We start from the raw sequence: 217 nt of genomic DNA on the forward strand, positions 1-217 counted from the left end.
GCCGCGGCGATGTCGCCGGCTGTGTGCTGCACACCGACCGCGGGTCGCAATTTCGAAGCCGGAAATTCGTTGCCGCACTGCACCACTACGACATGGTCGGCTCCATGGGCCGGGTCGGCGCCGCCGGCGACAACGCCGCCATGGAGTCGTTCTTCAGCTTGCTGCAGAAGAACGTCCTGGACCGGCACCGCTGGGCCACCCGCGAAGACCTACGGAT

The 217-nt window shown here is 66.8% G+C and carries 1 pseudogene; it reads left to right on the plus strand.

From position 1 onward, the window contains the following. Window positions 1-217 (plus strand): annotated as a pseudogene (locus LI94_RS21790) (DDE-type integrase/transposase/recombinase); the annotation flags it as partial.

This window comes from Mycobacterium sp. UM_Kg27, from assembly GCF_000972905.1.
GTDB lineage: Bacteria > Actinomycetota > Actinomycetes > Mycobacteriales > Mycobacteriaceae > Mycobacterium.